The following is a 21,272-nucleotide window of genomic DNA, read 5'->3' as shown; positions in this document are numbered from 1 at the left end:
ATCTCCAGTTACCGCTGCTTTGTGCGCGTCAGAGCCTTTGTATGTCATTTCTCCATTAATCATAACACCAGCTTCAAAAGATTTCTTAGCATTGTCCCAAGCACCACCAGCATTGTTTTGGAAAACTGCCCAAAGCACACCCGAAACGGTAACTCCAGCCATATACCCACCTAACATTTCGGCTACGATTGCGTTAGCATTTGCATCATTCATATAAACCAATTTACCTAAAAGCACAATGGCAATTGGGAAACCGATAGTCATAATTCCTGGCAACATCATTTCGCGTAAAGCGGCTTTTGTAGAAATATCAACACATTTTGCGTATTCTGGTTTTCCAGTTCCTTCCATAATTCCTGGAATTTCCTTGAATTGACGACGCACTTCATACACCATATCCATTGCGGCTTTTCCAACAGAATTCATTGCTAATGCTGAGAAAACTACTGGTATCATTCCACCAATAAACAACATTGCTAAAACAGGCGCTTTGAAAATATTAATTCCGTCGATTCCTGTAAATGTTACGTAAGCAGCAAATAAAGCTAATGAAGTTAATGCCGCTGAAGCAATAGCAAAACCTTTTCCTGTTGCAGCCGTTGTGTTTCCAACTGAATCTAAAATGTCTGTACGAGTACGAACTTCTTTTGGTAATTCGCTCATTTCGGCAATTCCACCAGCGTTGTCAGAAATTGGTCCGAAAGCATCTATTGCCAATTGCATTGCTGTTGTTGCCATCATTGCCGATGCAGCCAAAGCTACTCCGTAAAATCCTGCGAAAGCGTAGGATGCCCAGATTGCTGCTGCAAATAAAATCACGGTTGGAAAAGTAGAAATCATTCCTGTTGCCAAACCAGCAATTACGTTGGTTCCAGCTCCAGTTGATGATTTTTGTACGATTGCCAAAACTGGATTTGTACCCAATCCTGTATAATATTCAGTTACCGATGAAATGGCTCCACCAACTATTAAACCTACGATTGTAGCATAAAAAACTCTCATTGAAGAAATTTCTTTCATTCCTTCGCCGAAGAAACTCATAGTCATTGTTTCTGGCAACATATATTTTACCAAAACAAAACAAGCAACTGCTGTTAAAACAATAGATAACCAGTTTCCTATGTTTAATGCTTTTTGAACTTGTGCTTCTTTAGCATTGTCATCAGATATTTTTACAACCATTGTTCCAATAATAGAGAATAAAATTCCGAATCCCGCAATTGCCATTGGTAATAAAATTGGACCAATTCCTCCGAAAAGATCATCAATTTTTCCACCCATATCTTTAATTACGTAGTTTCCAAGAACCATTGCAGCCAAAACAGTTGCTACATAAGAACCAAATAAATCGGCACCCATTCCGGCAACATCACCTACATTATCTCCAACGTTATCTGCAATTGTAGCAGGATTACGAGGGTCATCTTCTGGAATTCCAGCTTCGACTTTACCAACTAAATCTGCTCCAACATCGGCAGCTTTGGTGTAAATTCCACCACCAACTCTTGCGAATAAAGCGATAGATTCAGCACCAAGTGAGAAACCAGCAAGAGTTTCTAAAACGATTGTCATGTCTTCTGTAGAAGTCCAAACACCGCCCATAAATTTATGAAACAAAAGAATAAAAATTCCTGTCAAACCAAGAACTGCCAAACCAGCAACTCCAAGTCCCATTACGGTACCACCGCCAAAAGAAACTTTAAGTGCTTGTGGCAAAGATGTTCTTGCCGCTTGCGTGGTACGAACGTTAGTTTTTGTTGCGATTTTCATTCCCATATTTCCAGCCAAAGCCGAGAAAAATGCTCCTATAATAAATGCAATAACTATTAACCAATGCGTTGTTGCGTTTGGCAATAATGTCAAACCAAATAAAACTACACTTGCTCCGATAACGAAGAACGTTAACAAACGGTATTCTGCTTTTAGGAAAGCTAATGCACCTTCGTAGATGTAATCTGAAATTTCTTTCATTTTACCGTCTCCAGCGTCTTGCTTTAAGACCCAGCTCTTTTTGATTTGCATAAAAATCAATCCGATGATTGCCATAACTATTGGCACATAAATCATTATTGTATTCATAAAATTGTATTCAGTTAATTGGTTAATTTTAATTCGTTTTAACAAAAATAAACAAAAAAGGCAATTAGCCTAAAAATAAATGTCTTTTTTGATATGTTTATTAGAATATATGTATTTATAACAAAAAAAGGCCCCAATTTCTCGAAGCCTAATTCATAAAAAATTACTACTACTTAGTTTTTATTATTTTACTAATGCACTTCTTTTGTTTGAATTTACTTTAAACGAATATATTCCTGTAAATAAATTTTCAATGTTTATCGGCTATTATAAACTTTTACTTGTAAGCAGTTTCCATTCTTTAAGAATTAGTATTTGATAGACTATATAAAGTAACGAATTAAAAATCCAAATATCAATATAGGGATCTTGGAAAAAAACCAACTCAAAATTTCCAGACATAAAAATAATGCTACTGCATAACAAATACATTATTAGCCCAATACAGAAATAATAATACTTTTTTATTTCTCCTAAATTATTATATAAATGAATAAGCGAATAAGCAATCAAAATAAACGATATGGATAAAATTTCTGGTAAATTGAATCCCCAAAAAATTTCGGGTTTCAAATAATATTGAATGATTAGAAAGGCATAAACAGCTATAAATGCAAAAACAATTATTTTCTTGAGAAATGGATTTTCAAAAAGTTGATAAAAGAAAAAACTCAAAAACAAAAACTGAAAATTGAAGTAAAAATGTGATAAAAACAAATTGTTACCAGGTTTAAAAAAACCAATATAATTGCAAATGGTTTCAATAACCGAAAGTGTTATTAAGTAGATTGTCAAAACATAATATTTCTGGTTTTTGCCTTTACTTTCTTTTGCAAATAATATTGCATTTACAATTAAGAGTAACAAACTTATAAGACTAATTGAAAAGACAAAATAAAGTTTCCCCATAATTAACAACTGTTAAATCATAAACAAAAATAAACAAAAAAGGCAATTACCGAAAAGATAATTGCCTTTTTAAAATTTATTGTTTATACTATTTAATGCTAAACAATCCTTCAGGTTTGTTTTCAATGGCATCAAAACGTTCGGTACATTCTTTAATAATAGCACGCGCTTCGTTTACATCGCCCCATCCTTCAACATCAACTTTTTTATTTTCTAAATCTTTGTAGACTTGGAAAAAATGTTCAATTTCTTTAAGTAAGTGCGCATTAATATCTGACAAATCGTTTAAAGTATTCCAGATTGGATCCGAAATTGGTACACAAATTACTTTTTCGTCTGGTCCTTTGTCGTCTGCCATATGGAAAACTCCAATAGGCTTCACTTCAATTACACAACCCGGAAAAGTAGGTTTGGTAACTAATACTAAAACATCTAACGGGTCGCCATCTAAAGCTAACGTTTCAGGAATGAATCCGTAATCTGCTGGATACATCATTGAGGAGAAAAGCATTCTGTCGAAACGCATTCTTTTTAAATCAAAATCGTACTCATATTTGTTCCGGCTACCTCTTGGTATTTCGACTAATACATCGAAAGTTGTTTTTTTATCTGCTGTCATAATCCTAATTTTAAGCGGGTGCAAAAGTAGTTTAAAAAAAGTGTTTTACAAGTTTTATTTTAATATATTTGAAGAAACCAAACTAACAAAAAATACTTTTTATTATGAAAAAATTACTCTTTTCAGGCATTGCAATCAATATTGATTTCGGATTATTACTTATCCGTTTAATAATTGGCTCACTAATGGCTTTTTATGGCTACGAAAAATTAATTCATTTTAACGAAATGGCGGCTTCGGAATTTTGGATGAAGCAAGTTAGTTTTTTAGGTATGTCAAGTAAAATATCTCTTGGACTGACTGTTTTTGCTGAATTTATTTGTAGTTTATTGTTAATTTTAGGCTTATTTACTAGAATGAGTTTATTTTTTCTGCTTTTTTGTATGGGTTGGATTTTCTTGGTCGTTTTTCCAATGTCAATTTTAGATAAAGGCGACAATGGGTATCAGTTTAACGATGCTTTTATTTACTTTATGATTTATTTAGGCTTACTTTTTACTGGCTCTGGAAAATATAGTTTGGATGCTAAGTTGTTTTCGAGAAGCTAGTATTCTACTTTTCGATTGCGTTTTTGCAAATAATGATGCCATAATAAAAACGTTGCCATAGAACGGTAAGGAGCCCATTTTTGGGTGTAGGCTTCCATTTCCGTTTTATCGTGAATGTCTAACAACTCTTTTATGGTGTTGACTACAGCAATATCGCCCAGTGGTAAAACATCAAGCGATTGTAGCGAAAACATTAAGTAGATGTCAATTGTCCAATTGCCTATTCCTTTGATTTTGATAAGTTCTTCACGAACAATTTCGACAGACTTATTGGGCAAACTTATTAAATCAATTGATTTTTCTAAAATAGCTTCCGCAAGACATTTTATGTATTTTGTTTTCTGGCGACTTACACCACACGTTCTGAAATTTTCGTCAGAAAGATTCAGCAAATTTTCAGGTTGGAAACTTTCAACTTGTGCTTTTAGTCTGTTATAGGTTGCTTTGGCAGAATCTATTGATACTTGTTGTTCTAAAATCAATAATGCTAACGTTTCGAAACCTTGTGGTCTTGATGGAATGACAGGAATTCCATAAGTTGCTATTATGGTTTTGAATATTTTGTCTTTTTTTGAAAGATGTTGTATTGCCTCTTGCATAATTGTTTTGTATTATAGCCCAGATTACTTCACTATATATTACTTTTCATAGGTGTTCAGTGAACTTCGTTTGTAATGAAAAGCCTTATGCAGTAAAAATCTAATTTTTCAAGCTATAAAAAAGCGACCAAAGGAAGCTCTTTTTGTAGTATAGAAAAATAGATTTTTACAAATAAGCTTGAAATAAAAAGCTGGATTGGCTTCTAAAAATAAAATCCAAACGACCCTTTAATAGTAAACTTTTGCGCTTCAGGCAACTGAAGATAACTTCCTCTCCAAGAAAAATCGATACGAAATACTTTGAAAATATTAGCAATTCCAGCATTATATTCCCAATATCCGTCGACAGGCGCAAGATAATTGATTCCTGAGGCATTGATGGCTTTATTCTCGTCTGAAATACTTCCATAAACGGCTTTTATCCCTACTATTTCTCTCCAGTTCAGTTTTTTCATAAACGGAATTCTTGAGAAAATTTTACCATTAAAATGATGTTCTAAATGCAGCGATGCGTATTGATCTGTTACAAATTCATAATAATTCATCAGGTTGTAAGTATTGTCGATCACAAAATACGATTGATTTCCTGGCACGACAGCTAGTAATCCGAGAGGCACTTCGTTAAAAATTTTACCCACTTCGAATGTAGAAAACAATCGTCCTGCACCACCTAAAACAATCGGTTGACGGTAATACAATTGTAATTTTTGATAATCAAAATCGCTATTCAAACTACCTTTTATACCTTGACTATAATTTACAAATATTCTGGAGTAATTCGAATCGACTTCTAGCCTATCAACTCCATACCCTACTGTTTTTCGGCGTGGTGCATAATCAAAACCTAGGGTAAACTCTGTTTGATTTACTTTAGACACCGTACCTCCCAAAGGATTCAAAACAGTGGGCGCTATTTTGTAGTCCAACTTAAAAGTTGGCGAAGCAGATTCTAATTCCCGATGGGATATTCCAGCTTTTAAAATTAGATTTTTTAAGGGTTCAATTTCAGCAGAAAATGAGGTTAAGTTCACATTTGTTAACTTACTATTGTCACCACTAGCAAAAAATGAAGAAGATGCAAAACTTCGCCCTAAAACATCGTTAGATGTAGTAAGACTTACTCCAATTTGTTCTATATCGCGACTATTTCCTGCGGTAAGTATAAATCGATTTTTTTTGTTTATCATTACTTTTCCAGAAATTCCATATTTGAATTTATTGTCTCTAAATCCATAAGCAGTATACCCTTGAATTCTCCAAGGATCGTTTGGTTTAAAATAGGTTCTGGCACCAACTCTCATTCTGACTCCTTCAATATCATTGAATCCAAAAGTTGAAAATAGTGGTCCATAATCAAAATTCCCTATTTGAATGTATCCACTAGCTAGTATACTTCCTAAATTATAGATTTGTTTGAACTTTTTAACAGTTTTTAGTGTGTCAAGCATTTTATAAACCCCAGATTCATCTTTACTAAGGGTTTCCATTCGATTTTCTTCCCAAAACTCATTTGTTTTGTCATAAACCGATTGATCAAAAGTATTAATGTCTTGTTTGTAAAATTTATCTGGCTTGATTTCATTAAACTTGTGTTCGCTATAAAATGTGGTACGTTTACCATACAATCCTTTTGATTCTTCCTTTTTGGTAAATGAAAAGTCAGACATCATGTGGTCTTTTTTTAATAAAAAAACCGAATCGTTAAGCACTTCAAATTCTTGTTCAATGTAAATGTCTTTTACCCAGTTAATATTAGCACTTTTAGTCACTGCCATATTTATTTTTTTGATGGCAAAAGTGGAATCATTAACCCAGAAATCACCCTTGAATGTCAATTCTCCTTTTCGACGAGGATAATACACAATATTGTAGCACCACTTTTTATCAATGTAAGCCGTGTCAGCCAATACATAATTATAAGTGTTGATTCCTGATTTTGATAGTGGACTCACGAAACTTTTGTCAAAGAAATTTAAATAATTGTCATAGATGTTATATTCAGAATACAAGTCTTTTATAAAAGTTTCGATACCATTTCCTGTTCCAAGTCCTGAATTTTTATTGGCTTTTAACACTTCTTTCTTCTTACCATTCGTATTGTCCGCATAGACATCATATATGGATTCGTTTATGAAAATAGGCAAATAGGTTTTACCTGTAACATCGGAAGTGTCTATTTGCTTGAAGATGAATTCCAAGCCTTTGAATACCTTTTTCTTCATAAATGCGGAATCAATAGAATTCATATCAAACTCTACTTTTTCATATTTATTCATTTGGTATTGGTTGAACATATTCAAACCGTTTTTTCGTTTGCGTTCCCAAATTTTTCGAAGTATATCAAGTGCTGGATTATTTTTCTTAGAGGTTTTCCCTCCATAAATTTTAACTTCTTGAAGTGCATTTATACCAGACAACTTAATTTTCATATCATAGTTTACCGCCTTATCGAGCACAATTTCTTTATTATCATAACCCGCATAAGTGGCTATCAAAATTTTTTGAGCTGATTCTGTTTCCATATAAAACCGACCGTTTTCATCAGAAGTAACACAATCACGAGTCCCTTTAAAACATAAATTTGCATAAGGAACGGGTTGATTTGTTTCGTCATACACTACACCGCTTACCTTGGTTTGAGCAATACTATTTAGGCAGGAAAATAAACTTAAAATTACAATTATTTGCTTCATATATGGAAAATAAAAAACTTCATCAGTTTAGGGATGAAGTTTCAAATATAGTTATTTTATCAACTTGGAGTTGACAATTATTTATACATCACTTTTTTAACCGCTTTGACAACATCTTGAGCGTTAGGCAACCATTCTTTAAGCAAAGTTGGCGAATAAGGCGCAGGAGTATCAGCAGTGGTAATTCTTTGAATTGGTGCATCTAAAAAATCAAAAGCACGCTCTTGAACAATATATGTAATTTCGGAAGCTACAGAGGCAAAAGGCCAAGCTTCTTCAAGAACAACTAATCGATTTGTTTTTTTAACCGAAGTTAAAATAGTTTCATAATCCATAGGACGAACGGTTCTCAAATCGATAATTTCGCAAGAGATACCTTCTTTTGCTAATTCGTCTGCAGCAATGAAAGCTTCTTTGATTATTTTTCCAAAAGAAACAATAGTTACATCATTTCCAGCACGTTTAATATCGGCAACACCAAGTGGAATGGTATAATCACCTTCAGGAACTTCTCCTTTATCCCCATACATTTGCTCAGATTCCATAAATATTACAGGATCATTATCACGAATGGCGGCTTTTAGCAAACCTTTGGCATCATAAACCGTACTTGGAACCACAACTTTTAATCCAGGCGTGTTGGCAAACCAGTTTTCAAATGCTTGCGAGTGCGTTGCTCCCAATTGTCCTGCTGAAGCCGTTGGCCCACGAAAAACCATTGGCATTGGAAATTGTCCAGCTGACATTTGACGCATTTTTGCTGCGTTATTTATTATTTGATCAATACCTACTAATGAGAAATTGAATGTCATATATTCCACAATTGGTCTGCAACCATTCATTGCAGAACCTACTGCAATACCAGCAAAACCTAACTCTGCGATAGGTGTGTCTATAACTCTTTTGGCACCAAACTCGTCAAGCATACCTTTTGAAGCTTTATAAGCACCATTGTATTCTGCAACTTCTTCACCCATTAAGTAAACGGATTCATCGCGACGCATTTCTTCACTCATCGCTTCGCAAATAGCTTCTCTAAATTGTATCGTTCTCATATATTTTGATGTATATCTGTAAAATTGAAGGACAAAAATAATTATTTAAAACGATAAAAATGTTTTTTAAGTGGTTTTTATAATTTGTTAATTAAAAAAAGTTGATTTGAACATTAGAAAATCAAAAAAAGTGACACACAAGTATCACTTTTTTTATGTAATAATCTAAAAGGAATTTTATTGAAACACTATATCTATAAATGGCATAGAATTATTGTTATCACCAGCACTTACCTGACCGTTAAGATTTTGGGTGTAAAAATCAGAATCTGTAATGGTTAAATTACCTAATGTTTTTGGGAAACTCACATTTCCAGTACCCGTTACATTATTGCTAACACAACGACCTGCTCCATTAGGATTAGCCACTGTTGCAGGACCGTATCTTTTTATTTTGTAAGACCTACCTGCTACCAGAGCGAATGGTGTGCTTAACGAAGTATAACTTGTTGCTGTTGACGAAAAAGTCGATGTTATTGTTGCAACAACCGTGCTTGTTACAGTATCATAAATATCTATTTGATAATTTTGACTAACCAATGTGGTTTGGCTTTGATAACCGATACTACAAATTGTCGCAACATTAGTAACATTAAATGTATATTCGTGGGTCACTGCATTATTATACCCTGATAAACTTTCTGGAAAAGCTGCGGTATTTAATGTATTGTACAATTGCTGAAAAAGTGTGTTGGTTGTAACACAAGGAACAGTGGCAGCGGGAATAAGCGCTACAGGTATTGGGTCAGCATCAGAGTTACAACTCACGATAGTTATTGTTAAAAAAAATAATAGGCTAATTTTCTTAAAATTGTTTTTCATATTTTTGAATTTAATGTTTGTGTATTATTAATTTTGGATTGTAATTGTTACTTGTTTTTTTGAACTTAATTAGTTAAAATAGTTTTAATTATATGAATGCTTTTAAGCAAAAATTTATAATTTAATCTATTTTAATTTGGGAATAAATAGTTGTAAGTATAATCCATATCATAAAGATTATTGTCTTTTAAGCGATGGTAGGTTCGTTTCCAAATGTAAAATCGTTTCCAAATAATTTTAGGAAATCTTATTCCTAATTTATTTTTTTTCCAAGTTAATTTTGGATAAAATCTATCTTTATATTTTAGAAATTCTCCCATCTCTTTTCTGATTAATGGGTTTATTATGCCATTATTGTAAAGATTTAAGTCGTTTGTAACCAATTCCTCTTCATAATTTATCGAAAATTCTTTTTTTGTTTCAGGATAATTTCCATTAAATCCAGTCGAATAACTAAGCATATGTTGATCTGATGCTTGTAAAAAGGTGTAGTGATTGTTGAATTGAGCATTAATACTTTTTAATGATGGCGGATAAACCATTCCAGTAACAGAAATAAAAGGAGAGCTGTTTGCAAAAAAAGTATTCAAAATTCTATGCTCTTGCTTATAAAATTTCGTAGCTCGTATTGGAGGCAACCCTTTATCAAACATACGCTTTTTTAAAATCACAGTAATTGCAGAAAAATCTTTTGGATTTACTTGATTTCTGCCGCTAGAACTTTCAGTATTCACAACCCCGTCGTCTAAACCTTTAAGAATTTTTTTGGTTAATGGATATTCTTCTAGTCCTGTAGGATGATTACCCGATACTGTTAATACTGGTACAGAAATATCATTAATCACATTGCCCCATCGTGAGTAGGTTATTTTTGGTGATAAATCTACCATTATACTGGAATTTATAAATTTATTTAAATTTGGCACCCATGTATTTAAATTTGTAATAGTATTATTAATATAGGAAGCATTAAGATTTTTCTTTATGAAAGGGTTTGCTAATGCGGTGATTGCTGTAACGAGTAATTGTCCATCTACAGTTCCTAAATTTTGAAGTAGGTTTGTAACTTTTGGGACTAATCCAACTGCTACAGCTGCTAAATTACTTCCGCTGATGGCGCTGTGCATAGCAATATGCCCTTTGCATCTGTCAGATAAATAACTAAGATTTCCATATTTAATTCTTTCTATACTGCCAATAGTTTTTGTTTTATTAGCTAATGAGAGCATAATATTAGCCACCAATCCTCCAGTAGAGTGTGAAATAATGATGTATTCTTTACCAAAACATTTAGCAATACGCTCTTTATTTGGGCCTTCAGTAAATCTTAAATCTGCAAAATCCATATTTACACCTTTACCAGATTCCATAGCATCTCTTATTTGAGAAGCTATACTATTGGCTGCGGTTTCCGCATCTTGTGAACAATTATATGAAACTTTTAAATACCTATTTTTCTTTCCTTTTCCAGTTAAAAAATGTTGAATATGCTCATCCCAATTTGCATCTGCAATTTCATTATAATATCCACCATCTTCAAACTCCGTTTTATTAGGCCAATCTGCCATTGCACCAGCAACTCCTTTTGCACGATCTGTTAAATTGTTTGTCATTAGTCCATGTACATATATAATGTCTTTTCCACCATAAGCCATTTGCTCTTTTAGGTTATTAACCATTGTACTATTGTCTGCATTGCAAGAAGAACTTGTTAATGGTGGTATTAAAGAGTAATTATGAATTAATTGTGGGATGTTAGAAATACTATCTATAAGAGTTTCAATTTCTGCACAGGTTTCAGTTATACCTGCATCGAGGAGCTCTTGATCACAATCTATTGGTTTTTCATCTGGAATTTCGTCTCCGCCGATATTAAAACACTGGTCTGATGTTTCAGAAAAATTTTGCTCGTACATATCGAATGTACCATTATAACCATACAAGTCAGTTAAATTTCCATTAAAATAATCATCTTCATCATCATAAGTTGTACAAGTAAAATTTGATGGAATAGTCCCTAAATTAATTGGAACAATCGGATTTCCAGAAGCATCAACTTCTAATTCTTGGCATTCGCTTTCTAGTGTCTCACAAAAAGAAATATTGTCAATTAATACTGTTGATGAAATAGCATCTTCATTGGTAAAAGCATTAATAGCAATATTATCAAAATCTTTATTGGCTTTCCAAATTGGGAATTCTATAAATGCCCAGTCACCACAATCGTGTACTTGCGGACTTCTGCCAATAATGGCTATATCTGCTTGAGGAATTGGGTGCGAATTTCCAATGGGTAAAACGCCATTGTAGGCAACAACTCTAATTTTTCCGTAATCTAATTGTTGTTTGTTATATTTAACAGCAACGGTTACTTTGTATTTTTTACCACTAATAATTTTTGAGTCTAATTTTTGAGAAATGGCACTTCCAGAAAGTTTATTTCCCGATAATTCGACATATCCAGTATCTAAACAACCTTGTAAAGCGACAGCTTTGGGCGAACCGTATGCTTTTTCCCATTTTGGTAATTTGCCTGTTGGCATTGTTCCAGAAATTATACCAGTTTCTAAAAAATCTCCATTAACAATTGGGTTGTTTTCACATTTTTCTTCACTAGTATCAGAACTTCCTTCACTATCGCAACCACAACAAGGTAATTCTTTTTCAAGAATTGTTTTTGTATTTGAGTATTGCACAGATTTTTCGATTTTATTTGTTGTGCAAGTTGCATTTACTACATACTCTATAATTATATCTTTTTTGCAAGCATTATTGGCTATTTTAAATTCTAATGGAAACTTATATCCTTTACTTATTCCTTTTGGATTTACTTTAAAAGGTAAAATCAAAGTATTTGTAATTGCAACGCCTTTATTATCAGTTACTTTTGTGATAGTAACATTATTTACCACTGTATTTGTTGCAGCATACACATCAAAAAAGCCTTCAATTAAGATTTGATTTTCGCAACATTTGAATTTAGTAGTAATTAATGTAGCTTCTGCAAAACAAGCCTTTTTTCTAGTATTGTCATTTCCAACTACTGCGTGACCACCATCCGGGTAATTATGAATATTTCTTTCGGAACTGTCGCCTCCTATTTCTTTTGATTTGTCGCAATTACAACACGGAATATCTTTTTCTAGAATTGTTTTTGTTTCTTTATTTTCGGTAGATTCTTTTATACCATTTGTTGTGCAAGTAGTAATTACAACATATTCAAAAATCAAATCTTTTTTGCAAGTTTTTCCATCTATTTTAAATTCAAAAACATAATCTGAACCTCTTTTTACTCCATTAGATTTAATGATTGATGGCAAAACCAGAGAGTTTTTAACTATATTTCCATTACTGTCAGTTACTTTAGTGATAGAAATATTATCTACAACTGAATTAACAGTTTTGTTTATATCAAAATGTCCTTTCAGCACCAAAGTGTCGTTACAACAACTAAATTTATCAACCATTAGATTAGCAGTTGTGTAACAAGATTTTGGGTTTTTACTAATTTGCGGGATAGCTTCAGCGCTCTTTTTGCCACCAAAAGCGAATGATAATCCTGCATTAAAACCTAAAGTATTATATTTTGACTCATTATTAACTTTGGTATAAGTTCCTGCATCCATTTGTTGTATTAAATAACTGTTTGGCGGTGGAGCATTGGGATCTTGAGCAGGTTTAAAAGTAGTGATTTCACTTTTTACCGTAGGTCCTAGTAAATAACTTGCTTCTGACCAAATACCTATATTTTTACTTATCCTATAAGATAATCGAGCTTTTGGTATAAAACCCAATCCGCTTGTTTTGGTTTCGGTTTGCGAAATTAAATCGTAAGTTCTGGTATAATTTGGCAATGCAAAACCTTGCATTAAAGTGGTTTGTTTAGCTTTAAATTCGCTCTGCGTTACGCCCAAATAACCTATTTGAAAAATTGGGCTAAACACAAATCGATTGGCAAAATGAATATTAAATTGTGGTCCTAAACCAACAAAGTAACCCGAATTTTTTGTGTCTGAAGTTCCCGTTACTTCGCTCGATATTTGAGCAGTTACCAAATAGGGTTTTGGCAATGTACTTCCAAATGGATTCCCATTTCCAGTAAAAAAATTGCCTCCAACATTGAATCCAAAAGAAAAACCAGATTTACGAACAATGGTTTGCGAATAGTCTATTGTGAATCCTGTTGTCTTTCCGGAATTATTTCCAAATAATTTTTGACTATTACTTCCCGTTGGATTGTTAAACCCGCCACCAACATAAATTACTTTGTATTGGCAACAGCCTCGTTGATGTGTATGCGTTTTAATTCCTTGGTCCTTAATTCCTTTAGCATTTTCTTGTGCTTGTATGGTTTGCGTGAATAGTGTTATAATTAATACCAGTTTAAAAAATAGTTTTATTTCTTTCATAGTTTTTAGAATTTATTATCTTCTAAAACTACTGCAAACCAATACTACAAACCAAAACCATTTAGAATACGGTAGGTTTTATTTAGGGAACGGTAAAAAAAGATGTTTTTAGTCTAAAATTGTAACTAAAATTATTACTTTATGCCCTTTTCGGGCTGCATCAGGAAAAGCTACTTCTTGGCTAATTGAAAATGTTTTTTCGGGATAAGATTGTTGCAAAATTTCTATTCTTTCGGAAATTATGGCAATACCTTTAGAGATGTGAACATCGGTTTTTTGTTTATTTTTATCCAACCCAAAACCATTATCTATGACTTCGATCGTTAGAATTTTTTTATCTAAATTGAAATTCAAATCGATTTTTCCGTCTTTTTCTGTAAGATGCGAAACGCCGTGAAGAATCGCATTTTCTATAAATGGTTGTACAATCATGTTAGGAATTTTGGTTTGATGCATATCAATATTTTCATCAATATTGAATGTAAAATCAAAATTCATAAAACGAACTTGCTCTAGTTCGAGATACAATTTCAGTCGGTTAATTTCGTCAGAAATACTAATCAATGGCTCCGATGCTTGCGAGAGAAACAATCGAACCAATCGTGCCAATTTTCCTAAATGCTCGCTGCTTTGTTGTTTCTGATTGCTGTTTACAAAATACTGTATCGCATTTAGCGAATTGAACACAAAATGCGGATTCATCATAGCAGATAGAGCGTTTTGTCGCAATTCTACAATTTTATTGTTGGTTTCAATTTCTTGTTGTTTTTTTGCTTTTATCTTTTTTATTTGATAAGTATAAATACCATAAATCAATGCAACTAACAAGATATTTGAAAACAAAATAAACCACCATTTCAGATAAAAAGGAAATGACTTGTAAACCGAGATTGTTTTTGTTGACCAGTTCGAATTTACATCGCGAACACGAACAAAAATAGTATGATTCCCGTAGGAAAGTGACTGAAAATAAAGGTTTTTACCTTGCGAAACAATCCAAGGAGTATCGTCTATTTTGTATTGAATGAGTTGGTTTTTTGTAGACTGAAAATTCTGAATTTTAAGACTTATTTTAATTGAATTTAATTCAGAGTCAATGACTAATTTTTTAATTTTTTTTGAGTAATAAAAAATGTTAAAAATGGGTTTGTCTGAATTTTTTTTGACCAAATTATAACTTATTTTACCTAAACCATTTTTGGTAGCAACTAATAATTCATTTTCAGATAATGCTACATTATACACATCATTATTTGGCAAAAAGTTATATCTATTCAATACCCTATTTCCTGTTTTAGAAATTTTGAAAAGCCCGTTTCCTGCACAAAGAAAAACGCCATCTTCTAAGAGTTTTATTTTGTGAATGTTGTCCAGCTTTATACCATTTACTTCAGAAATACTATCCACAATTTGTTCTTTATAGACTTTAAAAACAGCGTTGTTTGAAGCTATCCACATAGTGTCATTTATAAAAACAAAATCTTCAATATATCCTTTTATCTTGAACTTTAATTCTCTTTTGTTGTATATAAAATCATCGTCAAAAGTTCTGATGTTTATTTTTTCTGCATTGTTAAAATAGTATTCATTTTTATACAAAACAATTTGTTTTATTTTCTCTTTTTTAGGAATTTTAGCATTAATAGATTTAAAGCTGATACTTCTTTTTTCAAATATATTTATTGATGAATTTCCAGCTAAAATATAATGTTTATCATTGTCGCTTTTAATGATTTGTTTCCCTGTTACAGTTAATAATTTTCTTTCTTTGTTCCAGTTTGTTTCAGTTTTTACTGGAGTATAAAAAACAGGAATCGTATTGTAATTACCAATTTTAATCTCTAAAATAGATTTTTCTAGTAAATTTAATTCTTTTTTACTGTATGAATACAAGCTAAATTTTGTGGAAATAAATAATGATTTTGGGTCTATAGAATTAGCAAAACCATTAAAATAATTTTCTTGATTTTTAAATTGTATACTAGAAATATTTACGTTTGGAATACAATACAATCCCTTTTCATTTGTTGCAATCCAGATTTTTCCTTTTCTGTCACAACACAAAAAATTAACGTTATCAGAAATACTCAAACCTAAATTTTCGCTAATTGAATTCCACTTATTATTTTTTAAGACAAAAAGCCCTTTGCTTTGTATGCTTAACCAACAGTTTTCTTGCTGATCTACAATAAAATCATATTTATAAATAGGACTTACAGAAAGGGGTTGAGGTAATTTTATTTTGTTCGTTATAATGCCTTTATAATCTACTAAAAATAAGAAATTTTCATCGAGAAGACAAACATCATTTTTTCTAAAAATTACTTTGTGCAAAAACTTCACCTCATCAGGAATCGGGACTTTAACATTATTATAAATTAGATTGTTGTTATCAAATATAATTTCCTTATTGTCTTGAACTAATAGGGGTGGCGCAATTCTTTTCGAAATAATTCCGTTCTTTGGTCTTAGAATTTGCCAAGTATTTTTGGTTATTTGGTTGTAACCATAACATTTGTTGCTAAATCTGTTTTGTATGGTGTAGAGAAATAATTTGTCTTTTAGATTAAATAACTGATTATAGGTATCTGTAAAAATGGGTGTATTTACAATTTTATTATTCTCAAATTTTTGTAGCTTCCCGTTGTAGTTTATAAACCAGATAACACCACTTTCATCTGTAGAAACAGCCGTTATATAAGGATTTATAAGTCCTTCTTTTATGTTGTAGTTTGTAAAATCGTTACCATCAAAAAAAGTCAACCCATTGTCGGTTCCTAATACAATATTGCCCTTTTTATCCTCGGTTATGCTATAAATAGAGTTAGACGGCAAGCCTTCATCGGTAGTAAAATGGTTGAATTTGTATTGATTTTGGGCTATTGCAATTGTTGAAATAATAACAAATAAACAAGATAATAAATACTTCATAACAATATTATTTATTCAATATCTGATTCAAATCTTTATAATTTCTTCTAGAAATGGGCAATTGCGTTCCTTCTTTCAATTCTATAAGATAAGCTTCTCGTGTTAAAATTTTAGTTACAAACTTTAAATTTACAATAAACGATTTGTGATTTCTAAAAAAATGGTTATCCAATAAATTTTCAAAATGTTTTAGTGTTTTTGCGACTGTAAGTTTTCTATTTCTTGTAAGATAAATTGTAGTTATATTGTCAAATCCTTTGAGATATACTATTTCATCAAAATCTAATATCGATTTTCCTCCTTCGTATGTTATATTAAGTTGGTTTTCGGTCTTTGCCTTATCTGTTACACCACAAACTGCACAAACTTTGTCAATCGAAATCCGTAATTCGGAAATTAAAACAGGTTTTAGCAAATAATCTGTCGCTCCAACTCGAATGGCTTTAATAGCATATTCCTCGTGCGCTGTTACAAAAATCACTTGAAAATTTCTAATTGGAAAATATTGCAATAAATCGAATCCATTTTCTATTGGCATCGAAATATCTAAAAAAAGTAAATCTATCGGATTATTTTCAATAAATGATTTTGCATCTGCAACAGTTTGAAATAACCCTAAAATTTCTACAAAAGGAAAGTTTTCAGTTAGTATTATTTCTAAATTTTTGAGGTTTAGAATTTCGTCGTCTACAAGGATTGTTTTTAAATTCATATATTTTTAAAAGTAACAAAATTGAATGAATAAAAAAATAATTATTTAAAATTAGTTATTGCAATTATATATTCGATAGTTTTTGATTTTACCCAAAATAAAAACTCCCTGAACTTTAATTTGAAGAATTCAGGGAGTTAAATAATTGTTTTATTCAATTTATTCTATTATAATTTTCTTTGTGAGACTTGAATTTTGAGAAACTATTTTTATCAAATAAATTCCAGAACTTAAATTGCTCAATTGTAATTGTTGTGCGTTAGTAGCATTATTAAATTTAAAATTTTCAACCACTTTACCAGTCACATCAGTAACAAGTATTTGTTGTATAAAACTGTTTTTATTATTCAAGATACTTAATACGTCTTTTACTGGATTTGGATAGAAAACAAAATCTTTTAATTCAAAAGCATCATTTACACTTAAAGTACTCCCAAAAAGTTGGACCTCTGCCACTTGAAAAGTACTTTGATTGCCACACAAATTAGTAAAATTAACACGGTAATATCCATAACTTATAATATTTGTAAAAGAGTAAGTCAAAACGGTATTTCTAGACTGACCACACACTATGACACCGTTATAAATAGAAGTGTATGTTATCCCATCATTAGAACCGGATAATTGAAAATTTTGCGGGTCTCTATTTGGGATATTATTTGAGAGGCTAACATCAATCCTTACGACAGTAGCTGGATTTGAGCTTAAATTAACTTGAAATCCAATGCCATCTGCGATATTTGTATCTGAAAATTTAGTATTAATATCTCCATCAATTATTTTTCCAATTTCTTCACCGACTGGTGAGTTAACAGTCAAGTAAGGAGTAATAGGAGTTGTTGAGCTCAAAAGTGCCTGACAAAAACCAGTTGAGGTAACTAGTAGTGCTAAAAAAAGTAGTTTTGTTTTCATAGGGTTTTTTTTGATTTTATTTTTTATTGAACAAATGTAGGAATAAAATCATTAACATTTACGTAATTACATCGATAAAACACAAATAAAAGCCGACATAATGCTTTTAGTTCAAAATACTTATGAAAAAAATATAGTCTAATTGGAGCGGTTTTAATAAGTGTATTTTGTTTTGACTCTATAAATTTGTCACTTGATTACTTAGAATACATAGCTAAACAAAGGAACTTTTTCAATATTAAAAAGAAATAGCAGTAGTTTAAAAAATATTATGCACGCATAGTATATTATTTAAAAATTTTGTATTATTTTTGTATTTCAATTTAAGATACAGAAAATGAAAATATTAGTTTGCATCAGTCACGTTCCTGATACTACTTCAAAAATTAATTTTACCAATGGTGATTCAGAATTTGATACCAATGGTGTACAATTTGTCATCAACCCTAATGACGAATTTGGTTTAACCAGAGCCATTTGGTTTCAAGAACAACAAGGCGCAAATGTTACGGTTGTAACAGTTGGCGGTCCAGATACTGAGCCTACTTTACGCAAAGCATTGGCAATTGGCGCTAATGAAGCGATTCGTGTAAACGCAAGTCCTACTGACGGAATGTTTGTTGCAAAACAATTAGCTGAGGTGATAAAAACAGGCGGTTACGATCTTGTAATTGCTGGAAAAGAATCACTAGATTACAATGGTGGAATGGTTCCTGGAATGATTGCTGGTATATTAAGTATGAATTTTGTAAATTCTTGTACAGAATTAACTATTGATGGTACTTCCGCTAAAGCTTCCAGAGAAATTGACGGTGGGAAAGAAATCGTTTCAACTACTTTACCATTAATTGTTGGTGGTCAAAAAGGATTGGTTGAAGAAAAAGACCTTCGTATTCCTAATATGCGTGGTATTATGACTGCTAGAACAAAAGCTTTAACAATACTAGAGCCTGTAAGCGCAGAAAACGCTACAAAAGCGGTTAAGTTTGAAAAACCAGCAGCAAAATCGGCAGTAAAACTAGTTAGCGCAGACAATCTAGACGAATTAATTAATTTATTACATAACGAAGCGAAAGTAATTTAATTACGAATTACGAATTATTGAAATTTTTCAATTTTTCAATTATTTAATCTTTAAATCTAAAATTATTATGTCAATATTAATATATGCAGAATCAGCAGAAGGAAAATTTAAGAAAGTAGCTTTCGAATTGGCTTCTTATGCAAAAAAAATAGCTGAAACAACAGGTCAAACTGTAACAGCAATAACCATAAATATGAGCGATGTTTCCGAACTTGCTTCATATGGTGTAGACAAAGTGTTAAAAGTAACCAATGATAAATTGGCGAATTTTACTGCAAAAGCTTATGCTGACGCCATCAAACAAGCGGCTCAAAAAGAAAGTTCAAAATTAATTTTACTTTCATCTAGCACAGATAGTTTATATCTTGCACCACTTTTAACCGTTTCTTTAGAGGCAGGATTTGCATCCAATGTAGTTGGATTGCCTATTTCACAATCACCATTTCAAGTAAAAAGAACCGCTTTTTCTAACAAAGCTTTCAATATTACCGAAATAAATACCGATATAAAAGTATTGTGTCTAGGTAAAAACTCTTATGGTATTTTCGAAAATGCTGGAGCCGCTTCTGCAGAAGATTTTATTCCAAGTATTTCTGATGCTGATTTTGGTGTACAAGTACAATCAGTAGAAAAAGGATCAGGAAAAGTTACTATTGCCGATGCTGATGTAGTTGTTTCAGGTGGTCGTGGAATGAAAGGACCAGAAAATTGGGGGTTAATTGAAGATTTAGCAGCTGTTTTGGGCGCAGCAACTGCTTGCTCTAAACCCGTTTCTGATTTGGGTTGGAGACCTCACAGTGAGCACGTTGGACAAACTGGAAAACCAGTAGCAACCAACTTGTATATTGCAGTAGGTGTTTCAGGGGCCATTCAGCATATCGCTGGAATTAACTCATCAAAAATTAAGGTTGTTATCAATTCTGATGCCGATGCTCCTTTCTTTAAAGTAGCTGATTATGGTATTGTAGGTGATGCTTTTGATATCCTTCCAAGATTAACCGAAAAATTAAAAGCTTTTAAAGCAGCAAATAGCTAGTTTTTAATCTCAAAAAATACATATTCAAAAAACTACCTAATAATTTTATTAGGTAGTTTTTTCTTTTAAGAAGCAAAAGTTTTTTGTTACTTTGCGTGTAATTAAAACAGCATTGCTTTATACCATTTAGATTCTGCAATCTAATGCCTAAAATTTGCAATCTAACAACTTAAAATGAGTTTAGTAAAACTAACAATAAAAGGAATATCCTACAGTCAAACACAAAATGGTGCTTATGCATTAATTTTGAACGAAGTAGATGGCGATCGCAAATTACCCATTGTGATTGGGGCTTTCGAAGCACAATCTATTGCCATTGCTCTGGAAAAAGAAATCAAGCCTCCTCGCCCACTCACACACGATTTGTTCAAAAGTTTTGCCGATCGATTTGATATAGTTGTCAAACAAATCATCATTCACAAACTAGTTGATGGCGTTTTTTACTCGAGCATAATTTGCGAACGAGACAAGATAGAAGAAATTATCGATGCGAGGACTTCGGATGCTATTGCGTTGGCATTGCGTTTTAACGCACCAATATTTACGTATAAAAATATTTTAGACAAAGCAGGCATTTTTCTGAAAGCAAATACCGAGAATGACAACCCAGAAAACATACTCGATGATGTGCTTTCAAATTCTGATGCTTTTACCACAGAAGAAAGCAACGACAGTAAAAATCATTACACTAAACAAAGCCTTTCTGAACTCCATGAAATGCTAGAAACAGCAGTGAATAATGAAGATTATGAAAAAGCCGCCAAAATAAGAGACGAAATTTCGAAAAGAGAAGCATAATGGTTAATTGTAAAATTGTTTAATCGGTTGACCGATTAAACAATTTTACAATTAATAGAATAAACA

Annotated in this window: 15 protein-coding genes; 4 read left to right on the top strand and 11 right to left on the bottom strand. The window is 32.0% G+C overall.

Annotated features, from left to right (window positions below; translation table 11 throughout):
- From RMO70_RS08795 to RMO70_RS08785, 3 genes are all read right to left on the bottom strand, one after another.
- Positions 1–2,079 (bottom strand): sodium-translocating pyrophosphatase (locus RMO70_RS08795; RefSeq protein WP_310556062.1); only part of this gene is annotated, 2,079 nt, incomplete at its 3' end.
- Between the two features lie 267 nt (positions 2,080–2,346).
- Entirely contained in the window at positions 2,347–2,946 is a 600-nt protein-coding gene (locus tag RMO70_RS08790; RefSeq protein WP_310556061.1) for a hypothetical protein, read from the bottom strand.
- Between the two features lie 130 nt (positions 2,947–3,076).
- The gene (locus tag RMO70_RS08785; RefSeq protein ID WP_310556060.1) at positions 3,077–3,607 is read right to left on the bottom strand and encodes an inorganic diphosphatase; all 531 of its coding nucleotides are present in this window, start codon (positions 3,605–3,607) and stop codon (positions 3,077–3,079) included.
- Positions 3,608–3,711: 104 nt separating this feature from the next.
- Here RMO70_RS08785 and RMO70_RS08780 point away from each other — a divergent pair, with 104 nt between their 5' ends.
- Entirely contained in the window at positions 3,712–4,155 is a 444-nt protein-coding gene (locus RMO70_RS08780; protein ID WP_310556059.1) for a DoxX family protein, read from the top strand.
- On the opposite strand, the gene RMO70_RS08775 is transcribed toward RMO70_RS08780, so the two are convergent.
- The 8 genes from RMO70_RS08775 to RMO70_RS08740 form a co-directional block, all read right to left on the bottom strand.
- Complete coding sequence (locus RMO70_RS08775) at positions 4,152–4,754, bottom strand: DNA-3-methyladenine glycosylase 2 family protein (RefSeq protein WP_310556058.1); 603 nt, start codon at positions 4,752–4,754, stop codon at positions 4,152–4,154. The two genes, RMO70_RS08780 and RMO70_RS08775, sit on opposite strands and share 4 nt — an antisense overlap.
- A 203-nt stretch (positions 4,755–4,957) precedes the next feature.
- Positions 4,958–7,447: a DUF5686 family protein gene (locus RMO70_RS08770; RefSeq protein ID WP_310556057.1), complete on the bottom strand. Its 2,490-nt coding sequence runs from the start codon at positions 7,445–7,447 to the stop codon at positions 4,958–4,960.
- A 77-nt stretch (positions 7,448–7,524) separates the two neighbouring features.
- Positions 7,525–8,502, bottom strand: coding sequence for a pyruvate dehydrogenase complex E1 component subunit beta (locus tag RMO70_RS08765; protein ID WP_310556056.1), 978 nt, complete (start codon positions 8,500–8,502; stop codon positions 7,525–7,527).
- A gap of 177 nt (positions 8,503–8,679) precedes the next feature.
- Positions 8,680–9,324 (bottom strand): hypothetical protein, encoded by a 645-nt coding sequence (locus RMO70_RS08760; RefSeq protein ID WP_310556055.1) that lies wholly within the window; start codon positions 9,322–9,324, stop codon positions 8,680–8,682.
- Between the two features lie 131 nt (positions 9,325–9,455).
- A complete protein-coding gene (locus tag RMO70_RS08755) occupies positions 9,456–13,733 on the bottom strand; it encodes a hypothetical protein (RefSeq protein ID WP_310556054.1) in 4,278 nt (1,425 codons plus the stop codon).
- Positions 13,734–13,841: 108 nt separating this feature from the next.
- Positions 13,842–16,664 carry a histidine kinase gene (locus tag RMO70_RS08750; protein WP_310556053.1) on the bottom strand — a complete coding sequence of 941 codons (2,823 nt, stop codon included), beginning with the start codon at positions 16,662–16,664 and terminating at the stop codon, positions 13,842–13,844.
- A gap of 7 nt (positions 16,665–16,671) precedes the next feature.
- On the bottom strand, positions 16,672–17,376 hold the full coding sequence (locus tag RMO70_RS08745) for a LytTR family DNA-binding domain-containing protein (RefSeq protein WP_310556052.1): 705 nt from the start codon (positions 17,374–17,376) through the stop codon (positions 16,672–16,674).
- Between the two features lie 159 nt (positions 17,377–17,535).
- A complete protein-coding gene (locus RMO70_RS08740) occupies positions 17,536–18,288 on the bottom strand; it encodes a T9SS type A sorting domain-containing protein (RefSeq protein ID WP_310556051.1) in 753 nt (250 codons plus the stop codon).
- A 337-nt stretch (positions 18,289–18,625) separates the two neighbouring features.
- Between RMO70_RS08740 and RMO70_RS08735 the strand changes: the two genes are divergently transcribed.
- From RMO70_RS08735 to RMO70_RS08725, 3 genes are all read left to right on the top strand, one after another.
- Positions 18,626–19,372 (top strand): electron transfer flavoprotein subunit beta/FixA family protein, encoded by a 747-nt coding sequence (locus tag RMO70_RS08735; protein WP_310556050.1) that lies wholly within the window; start codon positions 18,626–18,628, stop codon positions 19,370–19,372.
- Between the two features lie 67 nt (positions 19,373–19,439).
- On the top strand, positions 19,440–20,408 hold the full coding sequence (locus RMO70_RS08730) for an electron transfer flavoprotein subunit alpha/FixB family protein (RefSeq protein WP_310556049.1): 969 nt from the start codon (positions 19,440–19,442) through the stop codon (positions 20,406–20,408).
- Positions 20,409–20,582: 174 nt separating this feature from the next.
- Positions 20,583–21,206, top strand: a complete 624-nt coding sequence (locus tag RMO70_RS08725) for a bifunctional nuclease family protein (RefSeq protein WP_310556048.1) — start codon at positions 20,583–20,585, stop codon at positions 21,204–21,206.
- The last annotated feature ends 66 nt before the right edge of the window (positions 21,207–21,272 follow it).

It is taken from the genome of Flavobacterium sp., from assembly GCF_031422135.1.
Classification (GTDB): domain Bacteria; phylum Bacteroidota; class Bacteroidia; order Flavobacteriales; family Flavobacteriaceae; genus Flavobacterium.
This window is presented reverse-complemented; position numbering and strand designations above follow the sequence as displayed.